General features: G+C 63.0%; 23 protein-coding genes and 1 pseudogene. 18 read left to right on the top strand and 6 right to left on the bottom strand.

The features are described 5' to 3' along the window. The first annotated feature begins 132 nt into the window (after nucleotides 1–132). The 5 genes from AC5ZG5_RS35110 (at nucleotide 133) to AC5ZG5_RS35090 (ending at nucleotide 5,710) form a co-directional block, all read left to right on the top strand. Nucleotides 133–687 (top strand): hypothetical protein, encoded by a 555-nt coding sequence (locus tag AC5ZG5_RS35110; protein WP_456643604.1) that lies wholly within the window; start codon nucleotides 133–135, stop codon nucleotides 685–687. Nucleotides 688–905: 218 nt separating this feature from the next. Then, a complete protein-coding gene (locus AC5ZG5_RS35105) occupies nucleotides 906–1,874 on the top strand; it encodes an NAD(P)H-dependent flavin oxidoreductase (protein WP_456643603.1) in 969 nt (322 codons plus the stop codon). A gap of 172 nt (nucleotides 1,875–2,046) precedes the next feature. After that, nucleotides 2,047–2,682, top strand: a complete 636-nt coding sequence (gene upp / locus AC5ZG5_RS35100; RefSeq protein WP_456643602.1) for a uracil phosphoribosyltransferase — start codon at nucleotides 2,047–2,049, stop codon at nucleotides 2,680–2,682. Nucleotides 2,683–2,693: 11 nt separating this feature from the next. Next, nucleotides 2,694–3,467, top strand: coding sequence for a thioesterase family protein (locus tag AC5ZG5_RS35095; RefSeq protein WP_456643601.1), 774 nt, complete (start codon nucleotides 2,694–2,696; stop codon nucleotides 3,465–3,467). Nucleotides 3,468–3,688: 221 nt separating this feature from the next. Further along, nucleotides 3,689–5,710 (top strand): ATP-binding protein, encoded by a 2,022-nt coding sequence (locus tag AC5ZG5_RS35090; protein ID WP_456643600.1) that lies wholly within the window; start codon nucleotides 3,689–3,691, stop codon nucleotides 5,708–5,710. Nucleotides 5,711–5,839: 129 nt separating this feature from the next. Here AC5ZG5_RS35090 and AC5ZG5_RS35085 read toward each other — a convergent pair whose 3' ends face one another. After that, a complete protein-coding gene (locus AC5ZG5_RS35085; protein WP_456643599.1) occupies nucleotides 5,840–7,402 on the bottom strand; it encodes an AMP-binding protein in 1,563 nt (520 codons plus the stop codon). A 111-nt stretch (nucleotides 7,403–7,513) separates the two neighbouring features. Between AC5ZG5_RS35085 and AC5ZG5_RS35080 the strand changes: the two genes are divergently transcribed. From AC5ZG5_RS35080 to AC5ZG5_RS35065, 4 genes are all read left to right on the top strand, one after another. Continuing rightward, nucleotides 7,514–8,494 (top strand): NAD(P)H-dependent flavin oxidoreductase, encoded by a 981-nt coding sequence (locus AC5ZG5_RS35080; protein ID WP_456643598.1) that lies wholly within the window; start codon nucleotides 7,514–7,516, stop codon nucleotides 8,492–8,494. Nucleotides 8,495–8,633: 139 nt separating this feature from the next. Then, complete coding sequence (locus tag AC5ZG5_RS35075; protein ID WP_028168688.1) at nucleotides 8,634–8,879, top strand: hypothetical protein; 246 nt, start codon at nucleotides 8,634–8,636, stop codon at nucleotides 8,877–8,879. Between the two features lie 120 nt (nucleotides 8,880–8,999). Beyond that, entirely contained in the window at nucleotides 9,000–9,728 is a 729-nt protein-coding gene (locus tag AC5ZG5_RS35070) for a hypothetical protein (RefSeq protein WP_456643597.1), read from the top strand. A 144-nt stretch (nucleotides 9,729–9,872) separates the two neighbouring features. Beyond that, nucleotides 9,873–10,532, top strand: coding sequence for a hypothetical protein (locus tag AC5ZG5_RS35065; RefSeq protein ID WP_456643596.1), 660 nt, complete (start codon nucleotides 9,873–9,875; stop codon nucleotides 10,530–10,532). Between the two features lie 125 nt (nucleotides 10,533–10,657). Here the strand turns inward: AC5ZG5_RS35065 and AC5ZG5_RS35060 are convergent, their stop codons facing one another. Together AC5ZG5_RS35060 and AC5ZG5_RS35055 are read right to left on the bottom strand one after the other, a co-directional pair. Beyond that, nucleotides 10,658–10,960 carry a hypothetical protein gene (locus tag AC5ZG5_RS35060; protein WP_028168691.1) on the bottom strand — a complete coding sequence of 101 codons (303 nt, stop codon included), beginning with the start codon at nucleotides 10,958–10,960 and terminating at the stop codon, nucleotides 10,658–10,660. A gap of 111 nt (nucleotides 10,961–11,071) precedes the next feature. Beyond that, nucleotides 11,072–11,248 (bottom strand): hypothetical protein, encoded by a 177-nt coding sequence (locus tag AC5ZG5_RS35055; RefSeq protein ID WP_165435585.1) that lies wholly within the window; start codon nucleotides 11,246–11,248, stop codon nucleotides 11,072–11,074. Nucleotides 11,249–11,581: 333 nt separating this feature from the next. Between AC5ZG5_RS35055 and AC5ZG5_RS35050 the strand changes: the two genes are divergently transcribed. From AC5ZG5_RS35050 to ggt, 7 genes and pseudogenes are all read left to right on the top strand, one after another. Then, nucleotides 11,582–12,916 (top strand): ABC transporter substrate-binding protein, encoded by a 1,335-nt coding sequence (locus AC5ZG5_RS35050; RefSeq protein ID WP_456643595.1) that lies wholly within the window; start codon nucleotides 11,582–11,584, stop codon nucleotides 12,914–12,916. A 91-nt stretch (nucleotides 12,917–13,007) separates the two neighbouring features. Then, nucleotides 13,008–13,949: a carbohydrate ABC transporter permease gene (locus tag AC5ZG5_RS35045; RefSeq protein ID WP_028168693.1), complete on the top strand. Its 942-nt coding sequence runs from the start codon at nucleotides 13,008–13,010 to the stop codon at nucleotides 13,947–13,949. Then, nucleotides 13,949–14,800, top strand: coding sequence for a carbohydrate ABC transporter permease (locus AC5ZG5_RS35040; protein ID WP_456643594.1), 852 nt, complete (start codon nucleotides 13,949–13,951; stop codon nucleotides 14,798–14,800). Before AC5ZG5_RS35045 ends, AC5ZG5_RS35040 begins: the two co-directional genes overlap by 1 nt. A 15-nt stretch (nucleotides 14,801–14,815) precedes the next feature. Next, nucleotides 14,816–15,907 (top strand): ABC transporter ATP-binding protein, encoded by a 1,092-nt coding sequence (locus tag AC5ZG5_RS35035; RefSeq protein ID WP_456643593.1) that lies wholly within the window; start codon nucleotides 14,816–14,818, stop codon nucleotides 15,905–15,907. Nucleotides 15,908–15,984: 77 nt separating this feature from the next. After that, nucleotides 15,985–16,821: a universal stress protein gene (locus tag AC5ZG5_RS35030; RefSeq protein ID WP_456643592.1), complete on the top strand. Its 837-nt coding sequence runs from the start codon at nucleotides 15,985–15,987 to the stop codon at nucleotides 16,819–16,821. A gap of 171 nt (nucleotides 16,822–16,992) precedes the next feature. After that, nucleotides 16,993–17,757 (top strand): annotated as a pseudogene (locus tag AC5ZG5_RS35025) (LysR substrate-binding domain-containing protein). Between the two features lie 498 nt (nucleotides 17,758–18,255). Further along, nucleotides 18,256–20,010, top strand: a complete 1,755-nt coding sequence (ggt, locus tag AC5ZG5_RS35020; RefSeq protein ID WP_456643591.1) for a gamma-glutamyltransferase — start codon at nucleotides 18,256–18,258, stop codon at nucleotides 20,008–20,010. A gap of 86 nt (nucleotides 20,011–20,096) precedes the next feature. Here ggt and AC5ZG5_RS35015 read toward each other — a convergent pair whose 3' ends face one another. The 3 genes from AC5ZG5_RS35015 to AC5ZG5_RS35005 all read right to left on the bottom strand — a co-directional run bounded on the left by AC5ZG5_RS35015 (nucleotide 20,097) and on the right by AC5ZG5_RS35005 (nucleotide 22,687). After that, nucleotides 20,097–20,531 carry an RrF2 family transcriptional regulator gene (locus AC5ZG5_RS35015; protein ID WP_456643619.1) on the bottom strand — a complete coding sequence of 145 codons (435 nt, stop codon included), beginning with the start codon at nucleotides 20,529–20,531 and terminating at the stop codon, nucleotides 20,097–20,099. Nucleotides 20,532–20,678: 147 nt separating this feature from the next. Beyond that, nucleotides 20,679–21,731, bottom strand: a complete 1,053-nt coding sequence (locus tag AC5ZG5_RS35010; protein ID WP_456643590.1) for a cytochrome-c peroxidase — start codon at nucleotides 21,729–21,731, stop codon at nucleotides 20,679–20,681. 74 nt (nucleotides 21,732–21,805) lie between these two features. Beyond that, nucleotides 21,806–22,687, bottom strand: coding sequence for a transporter substrate-binding domain-containing protein (locus tag AC5ZG5_RS35005; protein WP_456643589.1), 882 nt, complete (start codon nucleotides 22,685–22,687; stop codon nucleotides 21,806–21,808). 171 nt (nucleotides 22,688–22,858) lie between these two features. Between AC5ZG5_RS35005 and AC5ZG5_RS35000 the strand changes: the two genes are divergently transcribed. After that, nucleotides 22,859–23,947 carry an ABC transporter substrate-binding protein gene (locus tag AC5ZG5_RS35000; RefSeq protein WP_130228771.1) on the top strand — a complete coding sequence of 363 codons (1,089 nt, stop codon included), beginning with the start codon at nucleotides 22,859–22,861 and terminating at the stop codon, nucleotides 23,945–23,947. Between the two features lie 80 nt (nucleotides 23,948–24,027). After that, complete coding sequence (locus tag AC5ZG5_RS34995) at nucleotides 24,028–24,867, top strand: ABC transporter permease (RefSeq protein WP_456643588.1); 840 nt, start codon at nucleotides 24,028–24,030, stop codon at nucleotides 24,865–24,867. The last annotated feature ends 1 nt before the right edge of the window (nucleotide 24,868 follow it).

The following is a 24,868-nucleotide window of genomic DNA, read 5'->3' as shown; positions in this document are numbered from 1 at the left end:
TCAGAACCATGAGGCCCCAATCGAGCCCGTGGCCCATCCCTCGAGACGCCGCTTGCGCGGCTCCTCGGGATGAGGGCGATAGGTGTGGCGTAAAGCGCTTTGCCGTGTCGTCGTCCTCGGTTACGCTTCGGCATGCTTGATCGAGTCGAGCTTTCGTTTCGCATCGGACCGCCCGTCGCCAAGGCGGCTGTTGTCGTGTCGACACTGATGCTCGCCTCCGATCTCGCTTTTTCGCAGGCCGCGCCTCCAATCTCGCTCGGTGTCCAGTCACAGCCCCAGCCGAACCAAGCTCCGCCACCCGCGCGTGAGGAGAACCCCGGCCTCATCAACGAGATCGGCAAGCTGTTCGAAAAGTCCAGGTCGATCCTGCCGTCCTTGAAGAGCCCGGGCGAGACCGTCGACGACCTCAACAACAGCGCCAGGGATGCGGGCGAGAACCTGTCTGCCCTCACAAGACCGTCATTGATTGTCACCGGCCGCGCGGCCTGCCTGGTGGCAGCCAACGGCGCGCCAGACTGCAAGGCCGGCGCCGACAGGCTCTGCCAGAGCAAGGGTTACAAGGAAGGCAAGAGCCTGGACACCGATGCCGCCGAGAAATGCTCGCCGATCGTGTTCCTGCCCGGCCACAAACGCAAGCCGAACGACTGCCGGACGGAAAATTTCGTCACGCGGGCGATCTGCCAGTAGTGCGCTGTAGCGCTCGTAGCCCTGGTGGAGCGCCAGCGTAACCCGGGGCCGCTGGTAAACGCTGCCACAGATGCCCGGGTTGCGCGTTCCGCTTCACCCGGGCTACGGCAGTAGCGCCAAGACGCAATACTTGACACTGGAAAGATTGCCCTGCTGGTATGACGTCTGGCATCTTAAGCCCAGTCTCTCTTCCGAGCTAACCCGAAGGATTTTCACTGATGTCCATGCCTGCGTTGTTCAAAGGCCGTCTGTCGATTCCAGTGATCGGTGCGCCGCTGTTCATCATCTCCGTGCCTGATCTCGTGATCGCGCAGTGCAAGGCCGGCGTGGTCGGATCGTTTCCGGCGCTGAATGCGCGGCCGCCGGAGTTGCTCGACGAATGGCTGGGGCGCATCAAGGAAGAACTCGCGGCCTATGACAGGGCGCATCCGGAACGGCCCTCGGCGCCATTCGCGGTCAATCAGATCGTGCACAAGTCGAACAACCGGCTCGATCATGACCTCTCGCTTTGCGAGAAGCACAAGGTGCCGATGATCATCTCCTCGCTGGGCGCGCGCGAGGAGCTCAATCAGGCCGTGCACAATTGGGGCGGCATCGTCTTCCACGACGTGATCAATCAGAAGTTCGCCCACAAGGCGATCGAGAAGGGCGCCGACGGCCTGATCCTGGTGGCGGCCGGCGCGGGCGGTCATGCCGGCACCCTGTCGCCGTTCCCCTTCGTTACGGAGACGCGGCAGTGGTTCGACGGCCCGATCGCGCTGTCGGGCGCGATGGGCAGCGGCAAGGCGATCCGCGCCGCGCGCGTCCTCGGCGCCGACTTCGCCTATATCGGCTCGGCCTTTATCGCGACCAAGGAGGCGAATGCGGTGGAAGGCTACAAGAGCATGATCACCGGCTCGGCCGCCGAAGACATCGTCTATTCCAACCTGTTCACCGGCGTGCACGGCAATTACCTGAAGCCGTCGATCGTCGCCGCCGGCATGGATCCGGACAATCTGCCGACCTCCGATCCCTCCAAGATGAGCTTCGGCACCGACGCCTCCGGCGAGCGGGCGAAGCCGAAAGCCTGGAAGGAGATCTGGGGCTCGGGCCAGGGCGTCGGCAGCGTCGAAAAGATCGTGCCCGCCGCCGAACTGATCGCGCGCTTCAAGAAGGAATACGAGGAAGCCGTCGATCCGGCGTTGTGAATAACTCGCATCGTGTCTCGTCATGCCCGGGCTCGTCCCGGGCATCCACGTTCTTGGCGCGTTGCGGAAACGCGTGGATGGCCGGGTCAAGCCCGGCCATGACGGAGCAAGCGCAAGTGGACGCTCCGCACACCCTTGATGCAGCCATCACGCCTGTGCGACAAATACCGCCATGAGCGCCGCCGCCGTCAACGTCGTCAACCATCCGCTGGTACAGCACAAGCTCACGCTGATGCGCGAGCGTGACCGGTCGATCAAGAGTTTCCGGGAACTCGTGAACGAGGTCGGCATGCTGCTCTGCTACGAGGTGACGCGCGACCTGCCGCTCGAACTGGTCGACATCGAGACGCCGCTGATGCCGATGCGGGCGCCGATGATCGCAGGCAAGAAACTGACCTTCGCGCCGATCCTGCGCGCCGGCGTCGGCTTCCTGGACGGCATGCTCGCGCTGGTGCCGTCGGCGCGCGTGTCGCATATCGGGCTCTATCGCGATCCCGAGACGCTGGAAGCGGTGGAATATTTCTTCAAGGCCCCGCACGATCTGGCCGACCGCACCGCGATCCTGATGGACCCGATGCTGGCGACCGGCAATTCCGCCGTCGCCGGTGCGCACCTCCTGAAAAAGCGTGCTGCGCGCGACATCCGCTTCGTCTGCCTGCTGGCCGCTCCCGAGGGAATCGCTCATTTCCAGAAGGAGCATCCCGATGTGCCGCTTTGGACCGCGGCCATCGATGAGCGGTTGAACGACCACGGCTACATCCTGCCCGGCCTCGGCGATGCCGGCGATCGCATGTTCGGCACCAAATAGGCCCAGTTATCATGGACCCCATCTTCCGCGTTGACGGCAACAAGGTCGTCACCAGCCCGGATGCCGCCGGCCCGTGGCATCCGCAGATGCAGCACGGTTCCGCGCCCGCGGCGCTGGTGGTGTGGGCCGCCGAGTCCCTGCCCACGCCGGTGCCGATGCAGATCGCGCGCGTCACCATCGACCTGATGCGGCCGGTGCCGGTCGCGCCGCTCGCCATCGAGACCGAGATCTTGCGCGAGGGCCGCAAGATCCAGCTCTGCGGCGTGCGGCTGCTGGCCGAAGGTGTGCCTGTGGTCGCGGCCTCCGTGCTGCGGATCAAGTCGCAGGCACAGGCATTGCCGCCGGATGTCGTTGATCTGCCGCTCGGACTTCCCGGCCCCGATCAATCGACGTTCGAGCCTGCCGATAACGCCGGCAGCCCGTTCACCAAATGTATCTCGATGCGCGCCGTCCGCGGCCGCTTCGGCATGGTTGGTCCTGCCGCGATCTGGTTTCGCGTCGAGCGGCCGCTGATCGCGGGATCGCCGGTGTCGCAGGCCATGCGCGCGGTGGTCGCCGCCGATTTCAGTAACGGCACTTCGTCCGCGCTCGATTTCCGGGAGTGGACCTTCATCAATGCCGACCTCACCGTGAGCCTTTTGCGACAACCGGTCGGCGAGTGGATCCTGCTCGACGGCGAAAGCTGGATCGGCCCCGACGGGACGGGGCTTGCGATGTCGCGTCTCGCCGACGAGCGCGGCTATTTCGGCCGCGCCGTGCAAAGCCTCGTAATCGAGAAGCGGTAGAGCAACGCGGCGAAAAATCGCTGCCTCACCTTGGAACGCTTCGCGGCCGGGCGAGTTTGGCACTCGTCGAGGGCCATCATGAAGCGCGTTGATTTAGCCGCCGGCGGACTGACGCTCGCTGCCAGGCAAGCGTCAGCCGTCGACACTTCCTATCCTATTGCAGCCAAGTCCTTTTCAAGCCGGAGCGTGTTGTGAGGCCCGGTCCTTCCTCTGAGCGTGCGGTGGTCCTTGCCTCGAGCGAGCGTGAAGCGGTCGAGACTGCCTGCCTGATCCGCGACGCCGGCTACTACGCCAACATCTGCGGTGATCTCGCTGTGCTGAGGCGCGAGATCGCAAGCGGCGCCGGCCTAGCCGTCATTGCCGACGACGCGATCAAGGGGGCGGATTTGACCGACCTGACGCGATGGCTCAACGATCAGCCGGCATGGTCAGATTTCCCGATCGTGCTTCTGACCCAGGGCGGCAGCCTTGAGCGTGATCCGGGCGCGGTACGGCTCGGCAAGATCCTGGGCAATGTCACCTTCATCGAGCGCCCGTTTCATCCCACCACGCTTGCGAGCATCGTCGGCTCCGCGGTGCGTGGCCGGCGCCGCCAGTACCAGACCCGCGCCATTCTCGAAGATCTCACCGAGAGCGAGAGCCTGCTGCAGACCGCGCTGAATGCCGGCCAGCTCGGCGCGCTGGAATTGCATTTGCCGGAATTCGAGCTCGAGGCCTCGGACATCTGCAAGGCCTATTTCGGGCGTCGCGCGAGCGAGCACTTCACCTATCCGGAGCTCCTCGACGCCGTACATCCCGACGACCGCGAGCGGCGACTTGGCGTCCTCGAGCAAAGCATCCGCACCGGCAAGCACTACGCGATCGAATACCGCGTGATCTGGCCGGACGGCTCGCAGCATTGGCTCGACGTGCGCGCCCGCGCCGTGCGGCGGCCCGACGGCAGTCTCAGGTCGCTGGTTGGCGTCTGCTCCGACATTACCTTGCGCAAGACCGCCGAGATCGAGCGCGAAAACCTGCTGGCGCAGCTCGCAGCCGAGCGCATTGCGCTTTCGGAATTGACGGCGACGCTGGAGCAGCGCGTCGAACAGCGTACCGCCGACCTCCTGAAAGAAGTCGCCGCGCGCGAAAAGGCGCAGGAGCAGCTCCGTCATGCGCAGAAGATGGAGATCGTCGGCCAGCTCACCGGTGGCATCGCCCATGACTTCAACAATCTGCTGATGGCGGTGATGGGCAATCTCGAACTCTTGCGCAAGCGTCTGCCGGGCGACCAGCGCCTGCATCGTCTCATCGACGGCGCAATGCAGGGGGCCGAGCGCGGCGCCTCGCTGACGCAGCGGCTGCTCGCCTTTGCCCGGCAGCAAGATCTGCGCGTGGTGCCGGTCGATCTGCGCGTCTTGATCCAGGGCATGAGCAATCTGCTCGAACGCTCGCTGGGGCCGCGGATCGCATTGCATCTTGATTTGCCCGAAGCCCTGCCGCCGGCGCGGATCGACGCCAACCAGCTCGAGCTTGCGATCCTCAATCTCGCGATCAACGCGCGCGATGCGATGCCCGATGGCGGCGCGATCGACATCAAGGTGTCGGAAGATCAGGCCGTGAAGGATCCGGCGCTCAAGCCGGGCAGGTATATCAGGCTGTCGGTGATCGATACCGGCACCGGGATGTCGCCGGAGATCCTGAAGCGCGCGATCGAGCCGTTCTTCTCGTCAAAGCCACTCGGCAAGGGCACCGGGCTCGGACTGTCGATGGTGCATGGGCTCGCCGTGCAGCTCGGCGGCACGCTGCAGCTTTCCAGCATCGAAGGCCAGGGCACCACCGCAACGCTGATGCTGCCGGTTGCGACCGTACTGGCGGAAGCAGCGAGCCCGCAGCTGCCGTCGCGAAAGCTGGAGCGCTCCGCGGTGATCCTGTTCGTCGACGACGATCCCTTGATCGCGATGTCGACCACGGAGATGCTGGAGGACCTCGGTCATCACGTGATTGGCGCCACCTCGGGCCTGCATGCGCTCGATATCCTCCGCAGCGAGCAGCCGCTCGATCTGATGATGACCGATCACGTGATGCCTGGGATGACCGGGCTCGAGCTTGCCGCCGCCACCCGCAAGGTGCGCCCGTCGCTGCCGATCCTGCTCGCCACCGGCTACGCCGAATTGCCCGACGGCGTGCAGGTCGACCTGCCGCGGCTGGCGAAGCCATATCATCAGGACCAGTTGCGCGATCGGCTGGACCAATTGCTGCGGTGAACGTCGCCCCAGCTCTCTCCACGTCATTGCGAGGAGCGAAGCGACGAAGCAATCCACGCCTCCGCAAGTGGCGCGATGGATTGCTTCGCTCCGCTCGCAATGACGTCGGAGCATTTCGGCTCCGCCCGACTACCCTACCATCCGCTCGCGGCCGGCCCAGAAGCTTGCCTTCAGCACCTTCTTGTCGACCTTGCCGACGCCGGTCATCGGCAATGCTTCAACGAAACGGATCTGCTTCGGCGCATGCGCCGAGCCTTTCTTCGCTTTCACCAGGTTGATCAGCTCATCGGCATCCGGCCGCGCGCCGTCGCGGGCGACGATGACAGCGGTGACCGCTTCGCCCCATTTGTCGTCGGGCACGCCGACGACCGCGACCATCGCGACATCGGCATGCTGCGACAGCACGTCCTCGACCTCGCGCGGGAAGATGTTGAAGCCGCCGGAGATGATCATGTCCTTCTTGCGATCCAAGATGTACATGTAGCCGCGCTCGTCGGCGCGGGCGATGTCGCCGGTATGCAGCCAGCCGTTCTTCAGTGTCTCCGCTGTCGTGTCGGGCCGCTTCCAGTATTCCGCCATCACATGCGGCGCGCGCACGCAGATCTCGCCAGCTTCGCCGGCTCTGACCTCCTCGTCATTGTCATCAAGGATCTTCACGTCGCAGACCGCGATCGGGAAGCCGCAGGACAGGAGGAACTCGGGCGTCTTCGGATCGTGGTCGGCCTTGCGCAGCACCGAGACCGGATAGCATTCGGTCTGACCGTAGAGCTGCGAGAACACCGGCCCGATCCGCTCGATGCCTTCGACCAGCCGGCTCGGCGACATCGCCGAGGCGCCATAAAGCAACAGTTCGAGCGAGGAGAGATCGGTCTTATCAAGCGCGGGATGATCGAGCAGCACATAGATCATGGTCGGCACGAACAGCGTGAAGTTGATCTTCTCCCGCTCGATCGTCTTGAACACGGCCTCGGGATCGAAACCTTTGAGCATGTGCACGGTGCCTCCGCGCATCAGCGTCGGCAGCACCTTGGTGCCGGCAACGTGGCTGATCGGCGCCACCGTGAGATAGCGCGGCGTGTCGGGGATCTCGAAATCGGCGAGGATCGCGCCGGCGAAGCCGCCATATTCGCGGTGATAACGCAGCGCGCCCTTGGATTTGCCTGTGGTGCCACCGGTATAGTTCAGCGTCGCGACGTCGTCCGGTCCGGCCAGGCAACGCGCGGTGACGTGTCCCGCCTGCTCGATCGCCTGCAACAGGTCGATGCCGTAATCGGCTGGGCCGAGGGTAAACACGGTTTTGATATTCGTGGCTTTCGCTGCGAGATCACCACCGCGGTCGTGGAAGGTCGCGGCATCGATGATCAGCATCTGCGCGTCGGAATCCTCGATCTGGAACAATTGATCGTCGAGCGATCCCAACGGATGCAGCCAAGTGATCGCAAGTCGCGCGAGCTGCGCGGCGACGCCGGCACACCAGGCGTCGGCGCGGTTGGCGCTCAGCAGCGCGACGCGGGTGCCGGGCGCGAAGCCGAGCCGCGTGAACACGTTCTGGATCCGCCCGATCAGGTCGGTCGCGCCCTGGTAAGTGATCGATCCATCAGGCCAGCTAAAGGCCGTGCGCGAGGGATAGCGTGCCAGCGCCCGCAGCGTCTGTTCGCATACCGGTGGAAACGCATGGAGCGGATGGCTCATCTGAAAGATTCCTCCCTGCCGATTTTGTGTCTGGCATTTCTTCGTGCCAATGTTGACGATGACGCTAGCACAACAAGGAAGCGGCTCAAGCCGGGAGAGGGAAGGAACGCCTTGCCGTCGGACAGCTTTCGCTCGCGTATTCGCGAACGCCTCGCGCTGCCGCTGATTGCGGCGCCGATGTTTCTGGTCTCCGGCGTCGAGCTGGTGGTCGCCGCCTGCCGCAATGGCGTGATCGGTTCGTTCCCCACGGTGAATTGCCGCGAGACGGAACAGCTCGATCAGTGGCTCGCCGAGATCGAAGATCGATTGCAGCGTCATTCCGACGCGAGCGGGAAGACGGCCGCGCCGATCTGTCCGAACCTGATCGTGCATCGCTCCAACGCGCGGCTGCCGCAGGATCTTGAGGTGCTGCTGCGTCACAAGCCGGAGATGGTCATCACCTCGGTCGGCTCGCCCACGCCTGTACTGGCACCGCTGCATGATACAGGCGCGCTGGTGTTCGCCGACGTCGCATCGATCCGCCATGCCGAGCGCGCGGTCGAGGCCGGTGCTGACGGATTGGTGCTGCTCACCGCGGGCGCGGGCGGGCAGACCGGCTGGCTCAATCCGTTCGTGTTCGTGCGCGCGGTCCGCGCCTTCTTCGATGGTCCGATCGTGCTCGCCGGCGGCATCTCAGATGGCCACGCCCTCCGCGCCGCCGAAGCGCTCGGCTGCGACCTCGCTTATATGGGTACAAAATTCATCGCCACGCGCGAGAGCATGGCGGACGAGCGCTACAAGCAGATGCTGGTCGCAAGCGGCGCTGACGACATCCTGCTCACCACCGCCTTCACCGGCTTGCAGACCAACATGCTGCGGTCCTCGATCGAAGCCGCCGGCCTCGACCCGGACAACCTGCCGCAGCGCGGGGCCATCGACATCGGCAAGGATATCGACATCGGCGCCCGCGAAAGCCGCCCCAAGCGCTGGCGCGACATCTGGAGCGCCGGCCATTCGGTCTCCGGCGTGACTGATGTGCTCGCGGTGGATGAACTGGTGGCGCGGACGGTTGAGGAATATCGTGCAGCGGCGCGCCGTATCGAGCTCTCCTAGCTGGTACCCATCCTGCCGTCCGGCTCGCAACCCTGTGTTCACCATTTAACCCGGCCTTAACCACGTTCGCCCCAACAATAGCTGCGCAGGACAGCCCGCCGCCACGGCCGGGCTGGCGCAAGACCAAAGGGGATGCGACGTGCTTCTTGAGGCCTCTCTCACCAAAACCCCCGCGACCCTTGATGAGCTTCGGACCCGTGTCCGCCACGCCTTGCAGCGCCATCCGCTCTGCCGAAACGTCGAATTCGACGTCGTCAGGATGCCCCGAACCCGCCGGACCAACTGGACCATCAGCCTGCATTCGGTCTCAGGGTCCGCGCTGTTCGAGGCCCATGACATCGTCGCCGACATCCAGGAAGCCTATGAACTGGCCGTCGCGGCCTGATTTTCGCTTGCTTGGATACGATTTTTTCGGCCTTTTCCCGCCTTGGCGGTTCCGAGGGCATGCTAACGCCGCAATTGGCGTTCAATTTCAAAGGGTAATCCGGCCGGGATGGAGACGTCGTTGACCAGGGCCATGACCATCATCGCGCTGACCTGCTTCCTCGTGGTCGGCGCCGCCGCCACCAGCATTTTGAGCCGTGACAGCGTGCCGATGCCGCGCAGTGTCGCGGAGGACGCCGCGCCCGTTCATCCCGTCTCCAACAAGGAGAGCAAGAAGGATCGTCTGGCGGTGGTGGCCTACGCGCTCGCCGCCTATGAGCCGCAGCCGCAGACCCCGGCACAGGCGCAGCTTCAGGCCCAGGCCCAGGCTGCCATCCCGGATCTCACGGCCTCGCTGCGCCAGGCCTATGCCTCGGCCGAGCCGGCCGATGTGGGACTGCCGAAATTGACCGAGCCCCCCGCGAACCAGCCGGCAACCGCCCAGCCGGCTACGCCAGCGGCCCCCGCCAAGCCGAAGGCTGCCGCCAAGCCCGCGCCGCAGAAGAACTACGCGCTGCTCAGCGATGCGCAGATCGCCGGCATCAAGGATCGGCTGAAGCTGACCTCGTCGCAGGAATATTACTGGCCGGCGGTCGAGACCGCGCTCCGCGCCGTCGCCCGCAAGATCCACCAGAAGCGCCAAGCCGATCCGAACGCGACCGGCGTGCCGATCGATCCGGACTCCGACGAAGTGCAGCAATTGAAATCGGCGGCAATGCCGCTCCTGTTCCAGCTCCGCGAAGACCAGAAGAACGAAGTCCGCTCGCTCGCCCGCGTCATCGGCCTGGAAAAAGTCGCCGCGATGATCTGAGCGCGCCACTTCGCCCTCGCGCCTTCTGCAATCTCCTTCATCCGCGACGTTGCGCTTGGTCGCACAGGTTTTTCGTCGCGCGGGTTCCGCAGGAACATCGCTTCCGCTCGCACGTTGCTCGCGGCGTAGGAGAGGGAGCCCGTCATGCGCACAATGACCGCATTTTTTGCGGGGGTGGGAACTGTGGTCATCGCGATCGCCGTTGGCCTCGGTGGCGGCATGGTGATCTCGAACATCCTAAGCCCGCATCAGCCAAAGGCAGGCGCCGAGCTGACAAAGCTCGAACGGCGCGCGGCGGAGCCTGTCGCGGCATCGAATGCACCGGCTGAGCCGGTACCCTATCTCGCAGCGACCCGGGCCGCCGCGACCAATCCGGTCGTCGTCGATCCCGCGCCGCAAGCGGCGCCGCAGCAGGCCGAGCCGGCGCAGCAAACCAACACCACTCCAACCAACGCGGCGTCGAGCGAGCCGGAGCGCGGTCCCAATGCATCTGCGCAGCCTGCAGCCAACGCACAGCCGTCGGCGCAAACCGCCGCGCGCACTTCGTCGGCTTCTTCCGGCGACGCGCTGGCAAGAGCACGCGACGCCGAATCCAAGCGTGACGCCCGCCGTGTCGAGCAGCGGCGCAAGGCGGAGCGCCGACAGCAATGGGCTGAGCGTCGCCGCGTCCGCGAGCCGCGCGATGACGAACTGCGCGACGTCGAGCGCAGCGTCAGGGAAGATACCGAGCGGTCACGCGTCTTGGAGGCCGAACCGGTAAGCGTCGGGACGCCGAGGATCAGGCTGTTCGGCGACGAGGACTAGAGCGTTTTCGAGCGAAGTGGACACCGGATCGCGTGAAGAAAACGCGTCAAAACAAGAATCTAGAGCTTCGGTTCTGATCCATCAGAACCGAAAATGCTATAGTCTGGCAGTCGAGCGATCTGCGATTAATGCAGCAAGTCGTACGCCGCGACGCGATTGATGTCGGCCAGGCGCCGATCGGCATTTGCCTCAAGGTCGAGGCTTCCAACCAGCTCAAGCAGACGCTGATAGGCATGGTCCGCGATATCAACGGGCAGAGGCTCTTCATCGAAGGTTTCGATATAGCCACCAACGAGATCGCTCAGCAGCCGGCACAAGGCCTGCTGCCCGGGCTCGTCCTTCACCAAGGCGTCAAGTTTTTGCTGGAAGTTTCGGAAGGTTCGCAAGCCATGGTGTTGTTGCGAGAGCCATGCATGCAAGTCGTTCATATCAGCCTCTTCATGCTACGGAAGAAGCTACCGGCTTATACACGCGGCCGGCTCCTGGCGCCATCGCAATTTTTTGCGCTGCGGCCCTTGAAGAAGACGGAACAGGCAACTTCAATTTTCGTTGCGCCAGCCTCCCAACAGGAAAACTCTGCGCGGTCTGCGATTTGCTCCCGCCTGCGCCTGGACGTCGGTGAGATCGACGCTGCTTCGCTTCATCAGGACCTTGGCGACGATTCCGATCACGACGAAGGGCGCGACGTAGATCGCGAACACCTCGAGTGCGCGCATGGCACCGCTCCACATGATTGCGGACCCGACCATTATAGCACAGGGCGTTTTTTCATGTCGGCAAAGCAAGCTGCGCTGCGCTGACGCATGGATTGCCGGAACGGTGCAGTGCGGAAGACTGCGCGGCAGAGCCGCCGCCATCCCGGCTTAATGCCGGTTCGGGCGAGCTTCCGCCCACCTCGCCGATATCGAAATTGCGCAGGCGTGCTAATATCTCCAGTTCTTCGCGCCCAAGTATTCTTTACGCCCAAGTATTTTCGGTAACGTCTCTTGGGTGACGTCTGCATGCAAAGAGGAGAATTCAACTTAACGAGATAACAGGGAGGACAGATCATGGCTCGCATAAGTCGGCGTAAGCTTCTGAAGCTTTCCGGCGGTGGTGCAGTGGCGGCGAGGGCTGGGGGACTGGCGTCAATCCTTGCCCTGAAGCAGGCACCAGCCTTCGCACAGGCAACGACGATTCACTGGCTGCGCTGGAACGATTTCGTTCCTGCCTCGGACGAGGTGCTCCGCAAGGTGATCGTTCCCGAATGCGCCAAGGCGCTCGGCATCAAGCTCAACATCGAGATGATCAACGGCAACGATATCCAGGCACGCACCACCTCCGCGATTCAGTCCGGCACCGGTCCCGACGTGATCTGCGCGCTGAACAACTGGGCGCAGCTCTATCCCGAGAGCGTCGTCGACGTCAGCGATGTGGCGGAGGAGATCGGCCAGGCGCAGGGCGGTTTCTACGAGGAATCACGCGTCGTCGCCAATGACGGCAAGAAATGGATCGCGGTCCCCTGGTGCGTGCTCGGCGCGCAACTGGCGTACCGCAAGTCCTGGTTCGCGGAGATCGGGTACGAGGCGCCGAAGTTCCCGCAAACCTGGGAGGAATATCGCGAGGCTGGCAAGAAGCTGAAGGCGAAGGGCCGGCCGCTGGGGCAGACGGTCGGCCACAGCTTCGGCGACCCGCCGACCTATGCCTATCCGTATCTTTGGTCATGGGGCGGCAAGGAGGTCGAAGCGGACGGCAAGACGGTGACGCTGAACTCCAAGGCGACGGTCGATGCCGTCAACTTCGCGGTCGGCTTCTGGAACGACGCCTATGACGAGGGTGGGCTCGCCTGGGACGACACCAGCAACAACCGCGCCTTCCTCGCAGGCACGATCAGCTCCACGTTGAACGGCGCCTCGATCTATCTCGAGGCCAAGCGCAAGCCCCAGGTCTATCTGACTGAAACCGGCACCCCGCTCTGGCAGGACATCCTGCACTCGCCGCTGCCCAAGGGCGCCGCCGGCCAGTTCGGCTATCACCTGCCGATGTCCAACATGCTGATGAAGTATGTGAAGGACCCAAAGCCCGGCAAGGAGTTCCTGCGCTGGATCACCTCCAAGCCGGTCTATCAGGCGTGGTTCGACTCGCAGCAGGGCTATTCCGTCGGGGCCACCACGGTTTGGGAGCAGGACAAGCTCTGGGACAACGACCCTGTGATGCTGCCATTCCGCACCGCGGCGCGAGCTGGACGTTTCCCCGGCTACGCCGGACCAGCCGATCGTCGCGCAGCCGAAGTGCTCAGCAAGTACATCATCGTCGACATGACGGCAAAGGCGATACAGGGCATGCCGGCGCAAGACGCGGTGAAATGGGCGCACGACGAGGTCGCAAGGATTTATGCCGCTTGAAGCCGCTTCCTCGGCGCGCTAGGTTTTGATCTCGCCTCGGTGCTGCGGCCCGCGGCCGCAGCGCTCCGGCATCCGCTCGGAGAATCGCGCGATGGCCGTCGACTATGTCGCCGCCGCCAAACCCTATGTGGCCGCGCCGCGCCGCGGGCCGGTTACGCGAGTTCTTGAGAACGAGCGCTGGTTCGCGTTCTTTCTGCTGCTGCCGACCGCGGTATTGCTCGGCCTCTTTATCGCCTATCCCTTCGTCAAGGGCGTGCTGCTGGCGGTGACCGACGCCAAGGTCGGCGTGCCCGGAAATTTCGTCGGACTGCAGAATTTTGCGGTGCTGATGAACGACAGCATCTTCCGCATCGCGGTCTGGAACACCATCCTCTACACGGCGGTGACGACCGTCTTCAAGCTGGCGCTCGGCTTGTGGCTTGCTCTGCTGCTCAACCGCCACTTTCGGGCAAAGGCCCTGACCCGGGCCTTCATCCTGTTGCCCTTCATCATCCCGACCGTGCTCTCGACCTTCGCGTGGAAGTGGATGTTCGATCCGACTTTCAGCGTCATCAACTGGACGCTCTTTCACCTCGGCATCATCCGCACCCGCATCAATTGGCTCGGCGACCCCCAACTTGCCCTGATCTCGGTGATGATCGTCAATGTCTGGCGCGGCGTGCCGTTTTACGCAATCAGCCTGCTCGCCGGATTGCAGACCATCAGTCCGGAGCTCGCCGAGGCGGCCGCGATTGACGGAGCGCGGCCCTGGCAGCGCTTCCGCTACATCACCTGGCCCTTGCTGCTGCCCGTCACCATGGTTGTGGTGCTGTTCTCGGTAATCCAGACATTCGCCGATTTCCAGCTCGTCTACATCCTGACCGGCGGCGGACCGGCCAACGCCACGCAGCTCTTCGCCACCTACGCCTATCAGATCGGCGTCGGCACGGGTCTGTTGGGCGAGGGCGCGGCGATATCGCTCGCCATGTTCCCGGTGTTGCTCGTCGTCGTCGTCGTGCAGCTCCTCTACATCCGACGCGTGGAGACACTCTGATGATAGAGGGCGCGCGCTGGCGTCGTTGGGTCTTCTTCAATCTCCCGCTCGCGCTGTTCGTGATCGGGCTGCTGTTCCCGTTCTATTGGATGATGGTGACGACGGTGCGGCCGGACGCCGAGCTCTATCGTCCCTGGATGGCGCCGAACTACACGCCGTTCTGGACGCTCAATCCGACCCTTGACCATATCCGGTATCTCCTCAACGAGACGCTCTTCAACAGGTGGATGCTGAACACCTTCTTCATCTCGGTGCTTGCCACATTGATCTCGCTGTTCTGCGGGCTCCTCGCCGGCTACGCGCTCTCCCGGCTCAAATTTCCGTTCGCCGGCAGCCTCGGCACTGGAATCTTCGTCACCTATCTGGTGCCGCAGACGCTGCTGTTCATTCCGCTCGCCGATATCATCCGCAACTTCCGCCTCGGCGATACGCCATGGGCGCTCGTTCTCACATACCCCACCTTCCTCATCCCGTTCTGCACCTGGCTGCTGATGGGCTACTTCAAGGCGATCCCGCGCGAGCTCGAGGAATGTGCGCGCATCGACGGCGCGACCCGCTGGCAGGCGATGGTCTACATCGTCTTTCCGGTCGCTGTGCCCGGCATCCTCTCGGCCGGTATCTTCGCCTTCACGCTGTCGTGGAACGAGTTCATCTATGCCCTCGTCTTCCTGTCCTCGCCGGAGCAGAAGACGGTCTCCGTCGGCATCACCTCGGAGCTGGTCCGCGGCGACGTATTCTACTGGGGCTCGCTGATGGCCGGCGCCCTGCTCGGTTCGGTGCCGGTGGCGCTGATCTATTCCTTCTTCGTCGAGTACTACGTCGCCGGCATCACCGGGTCCGTCAAAGGGTGAGGCAAAGGGTGAGCCATGTCTCGGGTCATCATACGGAGCTTGAACAAGAGGTTTGACGGAGTCCATGCCGTCAAGGATGTCAATCTTGATATCCACGACAAGGAATTCGTGGTGCTCGTCGGTCCCTCGGGCTGCGGCAAAACCACGACGCTCCGCATGGTGGCCGGGCTCGAATCGATCACTTCGGGCGAGATCATGATCGGTGACCGCATTGTCAACGAGCTGCCGCCGATGGACCGCGACATCGCCATGGTGTTCCAGAACTACGCCCTTTATCCGCACATGAGCGTCTACGACAACATGGCGTTCGGCCTGAAGATGCGCGGGTTCGATCGCACCGAGATATCTAACCGAGTGAAGGCCGCAGCCGAAATCCTCGGCATAGAGGAACAGTTGCAACGCAAGCCGCGGCAGCTCTCCGGCGGCCAGCGGCAGCGCGTCGCCTTGGGCCGCGCCATCGTTCGGCATCCGCAGGTGTTCCTGTTCGACGAGCCGCTGTCGAACCTCGACGCCAAGCTGCGCATCCAGATGCGGGTGGAGATCAAAAAGATCCACGTCCGCCTCGGCACCACCGCGATCTACGTCACCCACGACCAGGTCGAAGCGATGACGCTCGGCGATCGCGTGGTCGTCATGAAGGATGGTCTCGTTCAGCAGGTGGGCGAACCGCTGGAACTCTACAACGAGCCCGCCAACCGTTTCGTCGCAGGCTTCATCGGCTCGCCAGCCATGAACTTCGCGACGGTGGAAATGGCTGATACCGAGGGTGCCCTCTGGGCCCGCCATGAAGGCATCCGCATCAAGCTGCCGGCCGACATCGCAGGCCGGCTCCGGCCGCATGTCGGAGAGAATGTCACGCTCGGCATCCGGCCGGAGGATCTGCGCGTCGCATCCGGCAGCGAGGAGGCGGATCTCAGCTTCGATGCCGTGGTCGAGGTCATCGAGAAGCTCGGCTCCCAGATTCTCCTCGACGTCAGGGTCGGTCCCAACACGATGGTGGCCGCAGTCGAACCGACCGTCAAAGCGAAAGTCCACGACCGTCTTCGCCTCGCACTGAATCCTGACCGGCTGTACTTCTTCGACCGCGTGTCGCAGGCGGCAATCTGATGTTGTGTGCCACCTCGTACACTGCTGGGTTGTAAGGACTATTCGCCGGATCGCCTTTGACAGGCTGGTGGTGAAACATGAAGGACGTACTCGTTTTCCTGTCTCCGTCGCGCAGAGATGACCTCTCGCGCGGCGCGCATTATGCGATCGCCCTGGCTCGCATGTATGGGGCGCATCTATCTGCATTGATTGCAGATGTGGAGACCGACCTCCGCGACTCGCTGCCTGAACCGGACATTCGGCAAGTCGGGAGTCCTGCCGCCAGGTCAGCAACGTCAAGTGAACGGGTGGCACGAACGGCGGAGCTTGTTCAGTCCGCTGCGACGGCTGCAAACGTATCGTGTGACATTCTGCAGGCCGAAAACCAGTCCGTCTCGCTTCGCGAACGAATGATCCATTGCACCCAGGTGCACGACGTCCTGGTGATCGATGTGCGCGGACCACTTGATGCGCCGCGCAAAGAACTGGTCGAGGCCGCCCTGTTTGCGAGTGGTCGTCCAATTGTCTTCGTGCCACCAAACACTCCTGTAGTCGCAAAAGACCGGATTGTCGTTGCATGGGACGGAACACGCTCGGCAGTTCGTGCAGTGCACGACGCCTTGCCCCTTCTCGCTCAGGCGCGTGAGGTGCTCGTCGTATCGGTCATGGACGACAAGCTGTTTCCGACACCTCATTCCGGACACGCACTCTGCCGCTATCTGGCGCGGTGGCAGGTTGATGCCAAATTCAGCACGATCCAGCGTGAGACCCTGAACGTCGGCGCGACCCTTCTGGCCTATGCGCAGCAAGCAGACGCGGATCTGCTGGTGATGGGCGCGTTCGCACATGGATTCGAGCGCGAGCTGATGCTCGGCAGCGCAACGCGAGATATCTTCAACGGGAGGATCGAAATTCCCGTACTGTTGTCGCACTAGTTTCTTCTGACGCGCACGACGAGATAGAGAGGCCGCATCAAGATCCGCGAGTCCCGATGCGCGATGCCGCATGGCAATGGACGTTCATGACGCGCAACAACAGTCGTCGGCCGTCGAGTAGATCCAGTGCGTACGTGCACCTCAGCTTGCGACAGGCACTATTCCGGCACGATGCTTGTCCGCACTGGCCTCACCCTGTTTGAGCGGAAGGTTCGCAGGGTGAGCCTTAGCGAGGCCGGCGCGCAGCTCTATCCTGTGCTGCGGGAACGGTTCGAAGCGTTCGAGGCCGTGCTTGAACGACTCTCGCAGTCAAAGAGGCCCGCGCAAGTGACGATTTCGGCGACCAACGCCTTCACGGTGAAATGGCTCGTCCTGAAAGTTGCCGGTTTCCGAAAGCTGCATCCCGGCGTCGACCTGCAACTCCATGCGTCGGACGAGGCCGTCGACTTCGTAGCCAGCTCCGTCGACATCGCAATCCGCTACGGCACAGGGCCGTATCCAGGCCTCATTTCAGAGCCGATGTTTGCGGACGAGTTCGCACCGCTCGTTAATCCGAATCTCGGCGTGCGCGATCTCGCGGACTTGAACCGTCGTCCCCTGATCCACTTTGAATGGACAAGAAAGCACCCGTTCAATCCGACCTGAGAGAACTGGTTTGCAAAGGCCGGGTTGTCGTGCCCCTCGAACCTCGGACAGCTCCGATTTTCGGACGAAGGTTATGCCATCCAGGCGGCTGTCGCGGGCCAGGGGATCGCGCTGCTCAGTCTGGCCCTCGTGGCCGACGAACTCGCCGCCGGCCACCTCGTACAGCCGTTCGGCCCTAAGGTGGACGGGTTCACTTATCATCTGGTGACAAGTGAAGATCGCGCGAAGAACCCACGCGTGCAAGCCGCGGCTGAATGGCTCCGGTTGGAAGTGATGTCCCTAAAGCCCTGAACCGGCAGCAACAGTCTTCGCTATATCCCGCGATGGAGGAGGCATCTCGATGTCTCCGTGACGCCGATGTAGTCGCAGCGATAGCCGGCTCGGGCGCAAGCCCCAAGAGTAAGCCCCGCGTTCTGCGGGCTTTTTTCCTCTTCGATCGAAGTAGGGCGGGTGGCGGTGGCACTTAACGTCAGCATCTGATCCAAAAGCGGAACTGAGTTTCGCTCGCTCGCCCATCTCTTGATCCAGCACATCATGTGGGCGAGGTGGCTATCACGGTTGCTGCTTCGCCGCTCCAAGCTTTGGCCAAAGCATTCCAGCGGGCTTGCGATAGTTCATATACTCCCCGGCGAGGGGCGACGGCCCAACGCTGCCCATTCAACTCCTGGCGAGAATGTTGGATCGTGACAAACGTAATCATTTAGGGTGTTGCGAAGCGCGCGATCGCGGCGTCTGCTCATGCGGAGGAGCGTGCGCCCGAGGCAGGGCCGCGCGTACCGGAATGATATGATGATCAACATACAATGGATGGCTCTGCTCCTGGCTATGGTGGTGGGCGGGGCGCATGCGGCAACACCGTTGGCGCTCGAGGCGCAGAACGGGATGGTTGTGAGTTCGCAACACCTCGCCTCTGAGGCAGGCCTGGAGATTCTGAAGGCTGGCGGCAACGCCATCGATGCGGCTGTCGCCGTAGGCAACGCCGAAGCGGTCGTAAATCCGTGTTGCGGCAATCTTGGTGGCGGCGGGTTCATGGTGATGCATTTGGCCGATGGTCGCGACCGGTTCATCAACTTTCGCGAAACTGCGCCGGCAGCGGCGAGCGAAAAGATGTATCTCGACGTCGGCGGCAATCCGATTCCGGGCGCCAGCCGATTTGGCTACAAGGCGGTTGCTCTCCCGGGAACGGTCAAGGGACTGGATGCGGCCCTGACCGAATATGGGACGATGTCGCGCGCCGAGGTGATGGCGCCCGCGATCCGGCTTGCCCGCGATGGGTTCGCGCTAACCCGCGGTGACACCGACATCATGGATTATGCGGCAAGTCGGTTTCATAACGATCCGTCGGTCGCAAGCATCTTTCTGCGCCGCGACGGAAGCAACCTCCAGCCGGGCGACAGGTTGGTGCAGACGGATCTGGCGGTGACGCTCGAAGCGATCGCCAAGGACGGGCCGGACGCCTTCTACGCCGGCCGAATCCCGGCTGCGGTCGAGGCTGCGTCGAAGGCCGGCGGCGGAATCGTTAAAGCCGATGATTTTGCTCATTACAAGATCACCGAGACGGAGCCGCTGTACTGCACCTATCGCGGCTACGTCTTCGTCTCCGCGCCGCCGCCGAGCTCAGGCGGCACGACGCTGTGCGAGATCCTGAATGTCCTCGAGGGCTATGACATGGCGGCGCTTGGCTTCCACTCGGCCGCCTCGATCCACGTCATGGCCGAGGCCATGCGTCATGCCTATCTCGACCGCAATACGTATTTGGGCGATCCCGATTTCGTTAGAAATCCTGTTGATCGGCTACTGTCCAAGGACTACGCAGCAGCCATCCGAGCCAAGATTCTGCCCGACAAGGCGACGCCTTCGGAGGCGGCGCGGCCCGGACTCGAGCCGCATGAACAAGGCGATACCACGCACTACTCGGTCATCGATCACGCCGGCAACGCTGTTTCTGTCACCTACACGCTCAACGGTCTGTTCGGCGCAGCGGTGATGGCGCCGGGGACTGGTTTCGTCCTGAATGACGAGATGGATGACTTCACCATCAAGCGCGGCGTGCCGAACATGTACGGGCTGGTGCAGGACCAGGCGAATCTCATCGCGCCGAACAAGCGCCCGCTGTCATCGATGACCCCGAGGCTGATCACCCGGAACGGCAAAGTCTTTGCTGTGCTCGGCAGCCCGGGCGGCCCGCGCATCATCACCATTACACTTGAGGCCGCGCTCAACATGATCGATCACGGCATGGAGCCGCGGCAGGCAGTCGATGCGCCGCGGATCCATCTTCAAGGCCTGCCTGACGAACTCGACTACGAGCCGTATGCGATCTCACCCGACACCGCAAAGCTGCTTCGTGAGATGGGCTACAAACTGGTCGAACAGACATCGTGGGGAGCGGCTGAGCTCATCGCGATCGGTCCTCCCGATGGCGGCGCTGCAGGTCCGCGCTCGTCCGGCAATGATGCCGCTCGGAGCGGCAGGATGCGGCCCGGCTATTTCTACGGCGCCCACGATGATCGGCGACCGGCCGGGAGCGCCGCGGGAGAATAGAGCGTATACCTTCGCAAAGCTGCAGCTGAGTTCCCAAGGCCGCGAAGGTGACCGATGCAGCCTGGAAGGTCGGACAATAGGCAGCGTCAGACCAGCTTCTTGCGCTTCGTCGTGGCCAAATCGGCCAGGCTCATCTGATCCAATACATCCGACATGGCATCGCGAACCCGTGTCATTGTGATGCGTACGACGCATTTGCGAGGATCTTCGCAGTCCTCGCATGGCTGGTAGGCCGTACGGCTTGCGCAGGCGATGGGCGCTAGCGGACCATCGAGCTCTCGGATCGCCTGCCCGATATTGATAGCGTGCGGCGGCCGAGCCAGCATATAACCGCCGCCGCCCGGTCCCTTCTTCGTATGCACGAGGCCGGCTTTGCGGAGATCGCCCAGGATCGTGTCCAGGAATTTCTTGGAGATGTTGTTGGTCTGCGCAATGTCGATGGACTGAATCGTTTCGCCGGGTTTCAGGGCCGCCAGATGGACGAGTGCCTTGAGGCCATATTTTCCCTTGGCTGTTAGCATCTGATGTCTTCGAATTAGAATAGGTAATAGATATACTATAGGATATATCGCCGCCATTTGGCGGTTATCTTGGAATAATTCACACGTTGATGCGGCCATTGAAAGATAAGGCTTCTGAATTGGCCGCGCCCCGACTTCAACTCCCGCTCAAAGCGTTCGCAAGAACGCGGCGAGGGCGGCTTTCTCTTCGTCGGAAAGACCGAGCGGCCGGATGTGAGACGACAGTTGCGCCGCGAACGGATAAAGCGGATATTCCGCTTCGCTGCGGTTTCGCGCCCATACCTCACCGCCACCGCGATCGTAGAGGTTGATCGCGCCTTCAAGTGTCGGAAAAAGCCCGTTGTGCATATAGGGCGCAGTCTCTCCGACATGACGCAGGCTCGGTGTGCGGAAACGCCCGACGTCGTCAGGGAGATGGGTGACCTGGTAACGGCCGAGATCCTGCGCCTTCTCGCCGAAGAACGAGATCTTCAGATTGTGGAAGCGATCGTCCGTCAATAGCGGGCCGAAGTGGCAGTTGGCGCATCGCGCCTTGGTCCGGAACAGGTGCAGGCCCCACAATTCCTGTTCGGTCAGCGTGTTCCGGTCGCCGTCTGCGAAGCGATCGAAGCGCGTCTCGGTCTCGAGATGGGTTTGAAAGGCAACGAGCGCATCCGCGAGTGCGTCTGCCGAAATCGGTCCCGCGCCGTAAACCTCCGCGAAGCGGGCTGCATAGTCGGGATCGGCGCGCAGGCGCGCCAGCACGGAATCCAGATCCGGATTGCTCATCTCCTCAGATATCGTGAGCGGCAACAGCGACTGGGCCGCCAGAGACGATCCTCGACCATCCCAGGCCAGATACGGCCGCAAGGCGACGTTCTGGAGCGATGGAGGATTACGCCGCCCGCGGGCAAGCGCATGCCCCGGCGCCGTTGCGGTCCCGCTGCTCCAGCCGTGCTGCGCATTGTGGCATGTCGAACAGGCGAGATCGTTGCCGGCAGAGAGCGTCGCGTCGTGGAAGAGACGCGCGCCAAGCGCGATATGACGTTGCTCTTGGGTGGATGGGGACGACGGCAGGTTCAGCTTGCCGAGCTCAACAAAGGCAACGTCAGCGTCGAGCCACGGTGCAGGCCATTCGGTTGCAGAGCGTGCGTAGGACTGCCGCAGCGTCGACAGATGCTCATCCCCTGGTGTCGCCGACGTTGCATGCGCGAAGATCATGCCGAGCATCGTCAGAGCGGTTACGCCAATCGCACCACAAAGGCTTGCCGCTTTACTTGAAGGAATCGCGCGGCTCAATGGCAATCAGGACCTGCCTGGTCCCTGTAGACCTCGAAGGAGGCGAGCTCCGCCCACCGTTCTCGCCGTCGCCGCCATTGCTCAGAGCTGCCTATCGCAGCCAGCGCGCGCCCGATCGTCACGGCGAGATCGGTTCGACGCTTTGCCACGGCAATCACGAGTGAAGTCGGATCGACGGGAGGCAAGGTCGCCGAGAATTTCTGCCAGGATCGCTTCGTGAACAAGGGATCAAGCACCGCGCGGTCGTGAAAGGTGGCTGCGCATTCGCCGGTCCTCACAAGCATCAAGGCTTCCGCCGGTGCCCGCAAGGTCCGTATCTCGGCGCCGAGCGATTGGGCGAGTTTCTGCCCGCGATCATTGGCGAGGGTGACGCAAACCACGCGGCCTCTGAAGTCGCTCCACTGCCGCAACGGCCGGTCCGAGCGCATGACCGGGCTCAGGCCGGACTCGTATCCCGTCGGCAATATCTCCGCCGCCTTGCGCAGCGGATCATCATCGGCGACGCGCGCCAGCACCGCGTCCACTCGATTTTCATTCAACGCCGCGAGCCGGTCCGCGGGCGGCACGAGCACGAGCTTCACGTCGGCACCAAGCCGTTCCCCGATCTCGTTCGCGAGATCGGTTTCGAATCCCTCCTCGATGTAGAGGCGCATGTCAGGTGCCTTGGCCGGCGGCACATAGGCGATGCCAAGCCTCAACTGATGCGCGTTATCGGTTTTATCACGAGGCCTCTCGGCAGATGCGAAATCAGACGAGGCAAAGCCCAAGTCAGCTCGCGTGATGCCGATGGCGCCGCCGATCAGAGCGGGCAGCAGCAAGCCGGACACAACGGCAGCGAGGATTTGCCAGATCGGGAAGCGTGCGTTGTTGGCGTTCATCGCGTGATCTTCTGCGCTGATTTCATGAAGCGAGCTGGCACGTGTGCTGCGAATAATCGTCCTTGAACTGAGATGATTACAGAATAAAATTGTCTATAGAACATATAGACTTATCGCGATGATGAAGTATCGTGAAAACGTTCATTTGTCATCACTGAACGGGGAATTCACATGCGAACCACGCGCGCGGCAAGCAGCAGGCGCCCATTCGGTTATCTAGCAGTGGCGGGCGCGCTCCTCGCCGTCGCACACATCGCTCCAGTACGCGCCGCCGAGCCGCTGCCGGAAATCAATCTGCAGCTCACGCCCTGGACGGTGATCGCGCGCGAGAAAGGCTTCTTCAAGGAGGAGTTCGACAAGATCGGCACCAGGAAGATCAACCTCATCGCCTCTGGCGCCGCTGAATTGATCGGTGCAGAATCCGCCGCGGTCAAGGGTGGAGCGATCGCGATCGCGCAGCGCATGATCTATCCGGCCACGGTCCACCGTGCGAACGGTCTCGATGGCGAGATCATCTGGGTTTCGGAGGCGTCCAATCGTTATCGCGCGCCCATTCTCGCCCGCGCCGACAACGACAACATCAAGTCCGTCGCCGACCTTGACGGAAAGAAGTTCGGCTCGAGCCGCATAAGCTGCTATTGGTCGTCGCCGTTCGAGATCACGCAGAAGGCGGGGCTGCCGTTCGACTCGCGCGAGAAGCAGGGCCGGATACGCTACACCTCGATCGACAACACCGCCGTTGCGATCAGCGCGGTGCTCTCGGGCGCCGCCGACGCCACGACCTTCCATCTTGCGGCGGGCGCCGCCGCCACCGGCGCATGGCTGTCGGGTAAGCTCAAGGTGGTCGGCCGGTCGCCGGACGACGGCATCTATGTGAACAATGCGGGCCGCGTGACCTATTTCGCTCGCCGCGACTTCGTGGACAAATATCCAGACCTTGTGAAGGCGTTCCTTGCCGCGCGCGAGCGTACGCGCGAGTGGGCCACCGATCACGTCGACGAAGCGGCCGAGATCGTCGCCAAGGAGACGCGCGTTCCGATCGAGGTCGCGAAGTTCCAGATCACCCACGCCGGCGAATGGGAGTTCATGGCGGGCGAGCCGAATGCCGACCGTGCGCGCGATGCGATCAAGAAGTTCCAGGCCTGGTACATTGCCAACGGCGACGACATCCTCTCCGAGCGCAAGCTGACCGACGCGCAGATCGATGCTTTCGTCGATGGGCGCTTCTTCGCAGGCGGCACCCACTCGATCTACAACTGACGCGCGGACGTAACCGATGCGTACGCCTCGGCACGCGGCGAGTGCCGGGGCGTCGTAATGATCTGTGAAATGTTGTCAGCATGACCGATAGCGTAGAGGCGATCGACGGCTCCGGAATCCGAACCGGCTGCTCGGCAGTCGCGGCGCGGCAAGGGCGCGCGTACAAGGGACCTGCGCTGATCGGCATTGTGCTGCCCGCAATCATCCTGACCCTATGGCAAACGGCGTCCACTCGCGGTTGGATCGACCCGGTGTTCCTGCCGGAGCCGATCACCGTCGTCACGGCGTTCTGGAAGATGCTGACCAAGCAGAACCTGGCGCTGGATTTTCTCGCCAGCGTCAAGATCGTCGGGCAGGCGTTCATCTACGGTTCGCTCGCCGGCGTCGCGCTGGGGATCGCGGCGGGATTGTCGCGCAAGGTCGAGCAGTTCTTCGGCCCGACCTTCGATACGATCCGGCACATTCCCGGCATTGCCTGGCTGCCCTTGATCGTCCTCTGGCTCGGCATCGGCGCACCGGCGAAAGTGCTCGTCATCGCCAAGTCGGTGTTCTTCCCGGTGTTCCTCAACACGTTGCAAGGCATTCGCAGCGTTGACAGGAGTTACATCGAGCTGGCGGAGGTCCTCACGCTCACCCGCAGGCAGCTGGTGCGCAAGGTGATTCTGCCCGCTGCAACGCCGTCGATTATGGTTGCGCTGCGCTATTCGGCTGGCCTTGCCTGGGCGCTGGTGGTCGTTGCGGAAGGATTGAGCGGACTGGAGGGGCTGGGCTTCCTGATCTTCCGCGCGCAGGGCTTGCTGCTCACCGACCAGCTTGTCGTGTGCATGGTCATCATCGGTCTCGTCGGCTTCGCAATCGACCGCAGCATGTATCTGTTGCAGCGCCGCGTGCTCCGCTGGAAGCAGGGCTACGAAGGTTGAA

Source organism: Bradyrhizobium sp. Ses1 (assembly GCF_059512365.1).
The sequence above is the reverse complement of the archived record's forward strand: the minus strand, read 5'-3'. Positions and strand labels throughout refer to the sequence as shown.

What these genes read in the sequence shown, in the direction of transcription:
- AC5ZG5_RS35095 (WP_456643601.1), top strand. Translation starts at nt 2,694, where the DNA reads ATGGACCCCATCTTCCGCGTTGACGGCAACAAGGTCGTCACCAGCCCG.
- AC5ZG5_RS35045 (WP_028168693.1), top strand. Translation starts at nt 13,008, where the DNA reads ATGGCCGTCGACTATGTCGCCGCCGCCAAACCCTATGTGGCCGCGCCG.
- ggt (WP_456643591.1), top strand. Translation starts at nt 18,256, where the DNA reads ATGATCAACATACAATGGATGGCTCTGCTCCTGGCTATGGTGGTGGGC.
- AC5ZG5_RS35000 (WP_130228771.1), top strand. Translation starts at nt 22,859, where the DNA reads ATGCGAACCACGCGCGCGGCAAGCAGCAGGCGCCCATTCGGTTATCTA.
- AC5ZG5_RS35060 (WP_028168691.1), bottom strand. Translation starts at nt 10,960, where the DNA reads ATGAACGACTTGCATGCATGGCTCTCGCAACAACACCATGGCTTGCGA.
- AC5ZG5_RS35040 (WP_456643594.1), top strand. Translation starts at nt 13,949, where the DNA reads ATGATAGAGGGCGCGCGCTGGCGTCGTTGGGTCTTCTTCAATCTCCCG.
- upp (WP_456643602.1), top strand. Translation starts at nt 2,047, where the DNA reads ATGAGCGCCGCCGCCGTCAACGTCGTCAACCATCCGCTGGTACAGCAC.
- AC5ZG5_RS34995 (WP_456643588.1), top strand. Translation starts at nt 24,028, where the DNA reads ATGACCGATAGCGTAGAGGCGATCGACGGCTCCGGAATCCGAACCGGC.
- AC5ZG5_RS35035 (WP_456643593.1), top strand. Translation starts at nt 14,816, where the DNA reads ATGTCTCGGGTCATCATACGGAGCTTGAACAAGAGGTTTGACGGAGTC.
- AC5ZG5_RS35005 (WP_456643589.1), bottom strand. Translation starts at nt 22,687, where the DNA reads ATGAACGCCAACAACGCACGCTTCCCGATCTGGCAAATCCTCGCTGCC.
- AC5ZG5_RS35055 (WP_165435585.1), bottom strand. Translation starts at nt 11,248, where the DNA reads ATGCGCGCACTCGAGGTGTTCGCGATCTACGTCGCGCCCTTCGTCGTG.
- AC5ZG5_RS35030 (WP_456643592.1), top strand. Translation starts at nt 15,985, where the DNA reads ATGAAGGACGTACTCGTTTTCCTGTCTCCGTCGCGCAGAGATGACCTC.
- AC5ZG5_RS35050 (WP_456643595.1), top strand. Translation starts at nt 11,582, where the DNA reads ATGGCTCGCATAAGTCGGCGTAAGCTTCTGAAGCTTTCCGGCGGTGGT.
- AC5ZG5_RS35065 (WP_456643596.1), top strand. Translation starts at nt 9,873, where the DNA reads ATGCGCACAATGACCGCATTTTTTGCGGGGGTGGGAACTGTGGTCATC.
- AC5ZG5_RS35105 (WP_456643603.1), top strand. Translation starts at nt 906, where the DNA reads ATGTCCATGCCTGCGTTGTTCAAAGGCCGTCTGTCGATTCCAGTGATC.
- AC5ZG5_RS35015 (WP_456643619.1), bottom strand. Translation starts at nt 20,531, where the DNA reads ATGCTAACAGCCAAGGGAAAATATGGCCTCAAGGCACTCGTCCATCTG.
- AC5ZG5_RS35010 (WP_456643590.1), bottom strand. Translation starts at nt 21,731, where the DNA reads ATGATCTTCGCGCATGCAACGTCGGCGACACCAGGGGATGAGCATCTG.
- AC5ZG5_RS35085 (WP_456643599.1), bottom strand. Translation starts at nt 7,402, where the DNA reads ATGAGCCATCCGCTCCATGCGTTTCCACCGGTATGCGAACAGACGCTG.
- AC5ZG5_RS35110 (WP_456643604.1), top strand. Translation starts at nt 133, where the DNA reads ATGCTTGATCGAGTCGAGCTTTCGTTTCGCATCGGACCGCCCGTCGCC.